Origin of the sequence: Fibrobacter sp. (assembly GCA_012523595.1) — a bacterium.
Taxonomy (GTDB): domain Bacteria; phylum Fibrobacterota; class Chitinivibrionia; order Chitinivibrionales; family Chitinispirillaceae; genus JAAYIG01.
Window position 1 is genome coordinate 1 of the sequence record JAAYIG010000215.1, and the last position, 5,734, is coordinate 5,734.

A 5,734-nucleotide genomic window follows, 5' to 3' on the forward strand; every position below is an offset into this window, starting at 1 on the left:
GCTATGTTCTATGTTAGAGTAATGCAACTTTTATACCAGCAAGGAATGCGGTGACACCGCATTCCAAATCTGCATTGTTGAACCCTAACAAGCTGTTGTTTACTGACACAGAAGAACCTGCATGGACAGATAAAAAGCCTTCCAGTGTTAAACTACAGGAGATTTCGCCCAAATGAATGTTTTCGAATTTCGAGAAAGTCTGATTCAAGATTATGCAGCATTTTCCAGAAGCTTTGTCACACCTTCTGCACCAGATATTAAAAAATATGTTGATACACAATACGCAGAAGAGCTTTACTGGCCATCTCCTTATCTTCAGCTAAATCCATCTTTTGTTTCAGGGCGATCTGTATCTGAACTGGTAAATGAAGGCATTTTGCATCCCACATGTGATGAGATATTTCGAATTAAACGGGGAACAAAAGAGGAAAAATCTTTACGCTTGTTCCGACATCAGGAACAAGCTCTGTTGTGTGCTAAAGCCAATCGGAGTTATGTAGTCACAACCGGAACTGGTTCTGGAAAATCGCTAACCTTTTTTATTCCTATTATAGACGCAATCCTTCGCGAAAAAGAAAACGCTACCCAAAAAAGAACAAAAGCAATCATTATTTATCCGATGAATGCTCTGGCAAACAGCCAGCAGGAAGAGCTGGATGAGTTTTTTAACCATTTCAGCGAACAGCAGTGCCCTGTCAGTTACGGAATCTATACAGGCCAGGAGAGTACAGATGAACGCAGGACTATGGCCGCAAATCCACCTGACATATTATTGACAAACTTCATGATGCTTGAATTGCTGATGACAAGGCAAAATGAATTGGATCAAAAAGTCATGGAGCATTGTATTGGACTTGATTACCTTGTTCTGGATGAATTGCACACGTATAGAGGACGTCAGGGGGCTGATGTCGCCATGCTTGTAAGGCGGGTACGTGAAGCTCTGAATAAAAATGTGCTTTGTACAGGCACCTCTGCTACTATGGCCACAGAGGGTTCCCGCTTCGAAAGGGAGTCTGCTGTAGCTGCAGTAGCCAGTAAACTCTTTGGTGCTACAGTTCAAGCAAGTGATGTAATTGGTGAAACTTTAGAGTTAAAAACAGCAGGTGAGCAATTTTGTACTCCGGATCTCTTACGTAAGACTCTTGAAAATGGATGCCCGGAAATAATAACAGCAGAAGAATTACATGTTCATCCCATAGCTTGTTGGATAGAAACCCGTCTTGGACTTAAAAAAGAAGGTGAAGAATGGGTACGGCAAAAGCCACAGCAGATAAAAACTGCCATTTCGATGCTTTCACGGGAATCCGGTTTAGACGAGCAGTTATGCAAATCATATCTTCTCAAGTTTCTTTTGTTGACCTATGAAACCAGGAACTATGAAGGGAAATCCTTTTTTGCATACCGTCTACATCAGTTTATTTCAGGTGCGGGGACCCTTTTTACCACACTTGAAAGTCCAGATAAAAGGCAATGTGATCTGAGCGGGCAAGTATTTCTTCCTGGCAGTGATAAAACAAAGCGGCTGTTTCCTACCTATTTTTGCCGTAATTGCGGCCAGGAATTCCATCCGGTTTGGGAGCGTTCTGATGAGAACCGGTTTGAGCCCAGAAGTATTGATGAGCGAAGTTTTGATGAAGATGATGATTCTTATGCTTTCCTGATGCCTGACCCGAACTGTGTTTGGAAAGATGCGATTTTAGAGAACTCCATACCTGAATTTTGGATAGATCCGGACAAACCTAATGAAATTAAAAATCATTATAGAGGAGAGCTTCCCTCGATAATATTTGTAGCTCCTGATGGACGGATGCAGGCAGATGGATTAAGATGTGTAGTAATCAGAGGAACTTTTAAATTCTGTCCTTCCTGTGGAATAGTCTATGATCGTGGTAAAGATGCACTCAAATTGCCCGGACTCTCCGGCGAAGGCAGGAGCTCTGCAACCACCATAATCTCTTTGAATGCTCTCCGGTATTTGATGGATGAGAATGTTTCTCTTGATAATAAGGCTCGAAAGCTCCTGGGATTTACTGACAACCGGCAGGACGCCTCTCTTCAGGCTGGTCATTTCAATGATTTTATGCAAATGCTTCTTTTAAGAAGTGCACTATTGGCTGCAATCACGCAATCACCTGAAAATTATTTGCGCGATGATACTATTGCACATGCTGTTTTCCATGCACTTCGTTTCCATACCGATGATCTCTCCATCCGTGCAGAATATCTTCAGCAACCAGCAGTTCTTCATGGCGTCAATCGTATGCGTGCGGAAGAAGCGATGCGCAAAGTTCTTGGACATCGTTTGTATGCTGATTTACAACGTGGCTGGCGCTATAACAGCCCGAATCTGGAACAACTCGGTCTTCTGTACATTGAATATGAAGGTCTTGATGATTTATGCCGTGATGAGCTGTGGCAAAATGCCCACCACAGACTGCAGTCGGCTTTACCTGAAGTACGTCGGAGATTGTTAACAATCATTTTTAACGATATGCGACGTAAACTTTGCCTGCAAACATCCTACCTCAACGAGCTTTCTAAAGAACAGATCAAGGCTCAAAGTGCAAATTACCTCAAAGAACCATGGGGTATTTTTGATGAAAATGACATTTCATCAGCGCGTGTAATGCTTGTTGGTGCTAAACCTAAAAAGCTCAGGGCTGACAGCCTGGTAGAAGTTCTTTCTATTCGAAGTAAAGCTGGTACTCAGCTGAAATCCGCATTTACCTGGAATGACAGCAGCATTAAATTTACTACAGAAGAATTCAACCGGATTGTGAATGATCTGATAAGGGTAGCTTTTGAGCAGGGTTATCTTAATAAAGTAGAAATTGATAAAAACATAAATGGCTATCAGCTCAAAAGCGATCTTCTGCTATGGAAAAGACGATTTCCTGAAGATAATAAAAAATACGGCGATGATCGCTATGCTGTGTCAAATCCATTTTTCCGCTCACTTTATAGTTCAGTAGCTGATTTCCTTTCACAGGGTAGTACCCTGTTTCATTCGATCCATGCCCAGGAGCACACAGCGCAGGTTGATCAGGACAAAAGAAAAGAACGGGAAAAGGATTTCAGGGAGGGGATGCTTCGAATCCTGTATTGTTCTCCTACCATGGAGCTTGGTGTAAACATTTCCACACTTAATACTGTATATATGAGAAATGTGCCACCAACACCCGCTAACTACGCTCAACGGAGTGGACGTGCTGGCAGGAGCGGGCAACCGGCTCTGGTTATTACTTATTGTGCAGCACAGAGCCCCCATGATCAGTACTTCTTTTCAGATCCTGTAAAAATGATACATGGTGAAGTAACTCCGCCTGCACTTGATATCTGTAATGAAGAACTGATTGCAGCGCACCTCAATGCAACATGGTTGGCAACTACCCGTGTAGCACTTCCAGCTACACTCAATGAAATGCTTGATATGCAACAACCAGATACCATGCCTCTGCTTATTGAATATGCAAATCTGCTTGATAATTCACAATCAAAAGAGAATGCATGGAAACGGTGTCTTGTCATTCTTGATATGATTGGCAATGATGAACTTGAACATGCCAGAGGATTATGGCTTGATGCTGATAAATCTATTGATGAAGCACTGAATAACTGGCTGTCCAGACATTTTCAAAGAGTATTCAGATCATTTGATGATGCTCTTAAACGCTGGCGTGATATTTACAAAGCAACACGGCGACAAATGGATGAAACACGCAAAATCATTGATAATCCGGCTGCAAGCGAAAAAGAACGGATGGCTGCAAAACGTCGCCACGATGAGGCATTTAATCAGCAGAAAATCCTGCTTGAATCCCGGCCACATCAAAATTCCGATTTCTCTACATACCGTTATTTGGCTGGTGAAGGATTCTTACCCGGATATAACTTCCCCAGACTCCCGGTCTCCGCTTATATTCCTGCGCAAACTAATAAGAAATACGACAGCTATCTTTCAAGGCCTCGTTTCCTTGCCATTTCTGAATTTGGACCTAACAGCCTAATATATCATGAAGGTGCACAATATCGGGTACGTCAGGTTATCCTTTCTGCCCGTAATGGAGGAGTTTCGACAGACAGTCGTCTACCTGTAGAAGAGATAAAAAAATGTTCAAATTGCGGCTATGGACATTTCGGTCAGCAGAAAGCAGATGAATTCTGCGTATTGTGTGGTAATCGCATGGGTAATGCAATCAATATAAACAACCTTTACAGAATCGAAAATGTCAGTACAAGAAAAGCAAACCGGATCACATGCGATGAAGAAGAACGGATGAGACAGGGATATGATGTTCAGACCACCGTTCAGTTTTCCAAACGTGATGGAAAACTTAATCGCAGGATCACCATCATCGAAGTTGATGGAATACCGGTTATGGAACTTCAATACGGCCCGGTTGCTACTGTGCGACGGATGAATCTTGGCTGGAAACGGCGAAAGGAAAAACACATATACGGCTTTAATATTAATACTACCACCGGTTTCTGGTGTAAAGATGAGCAGGCCCCTGCCGATGATGTAACAGATGATGATTTTCCTAATGCAACTATCGAGAGAATCACTCCTTACGCTGAAGATCGTCGTAATGTTCTTCTTATCCGACCGTGTGTCGAACTCGATCCTCAGGTTTTAACTACTCTGCAATATGCTTTGAAAAGAGGTATAGAATCTCTTTATCAGCTTGAAGAAAGTGAACTTATGGCTGAACCGCTTCCGGACAGAGATAACCGCAAGGCAATTCTTTTTTATGAAGCTGCAGAGGGCGGCGCCGGGGTACTCACTCGTCTGGCAACACGACCGGATTCCCTTGGCAATGTAGCACGTGAAGCCATTGAAATAATGCATTATAGTGTACCTGATAAAGGCGCGGATTCACCTGATGATCTTATTCCAAAAAATGCAAGCTGTGAAATGGGATGTTACAAGTGTCTGCTCTCTTATTATAACCAACCTGATCATGAAACTATCGATCGAACCAATCGTCAAGTGCTGGAAATACTCCTGAAGTTGATGACTGCACAGGTGTCGGTTGGCACATCTGCAGGGAACAGAGAAAGTCAGTTTAATGAATTACTTACGCTGGTTAATTCGGCTCAGGAAAAGACATGGCTAAGATATCTTTACAAAAATGGCCATTTGCTTCCTGATAGTGCAAATGCAGCTATCAATGAATTTCCATGTACCCCCGATTTTGTTTATAATGATCATCAGGCACTGGTTTTTATTGGCAAACCAGAGAAAGTTGCGAATTTAATCGATGATCAAACCATAAAACAATTAGAGGAGTATGGTTATCTGGTGATAATTTTTCCTGAAGAAATAAGTAGGTGGCCTTCTGTCGCTGCTCAATTTCCTGAGATCTTTGGCTGTCCTTTGGTATCTGAGGAAGGTGCAAAATGAGTACTCAAACGGTTTTTAATCCTGGATCGCTTGTTTACGCCAGAGGGCGTGAATGGGTAGTTTTGCCTCAATCTGATAAAGATACCCTCTATTTACGCACCTTGTCCGGCACTGATTCCGACATCACCAGGATTTACTGCCCGCTTGAACGTGAACCGGTTAAACCGGCATCATTTCTGCCGCCTGATCCAAACCGCCCGGGTACCAGTACCGCAGTCCGCCTCCTGCAGAATGCACTTATGCTGAAACTTCGCGCAGGTGCCGGTCCGTTTCGCTCATTTGGAAATATTGCCATCGAACCACGCGCGTATCAGCTTGTTCCATTAC

General features: G+C 43.0%; 2 protein-coding genes. Both read left to right on the top strand.

Features of this window, described 5'->3' with window-relative positions; translation table 11 throughout:
* Positions 1-172: 172 nt before the first annotated feature.
* Positions 173-5,407: a DEAD/DEAH box helicase gene (locus GX089_15225; protein ID NLP03845.1), complete on the top strand. Its 5,235-nt coding sequence runs from the start codon at positions 173-175 to the stop codon at positions 5,405-5,407.
* Positions 5,404-5,734, top strand: a 331-nt coding sequence (locus GX089_15230) for a helicase SNF2 (protein ID NLP03846.1), incomplete at its 3' end; no start/stop codon positions are given. The genes GX089_15225 and GX089_15230, both read left to right, overlap by 4 nt.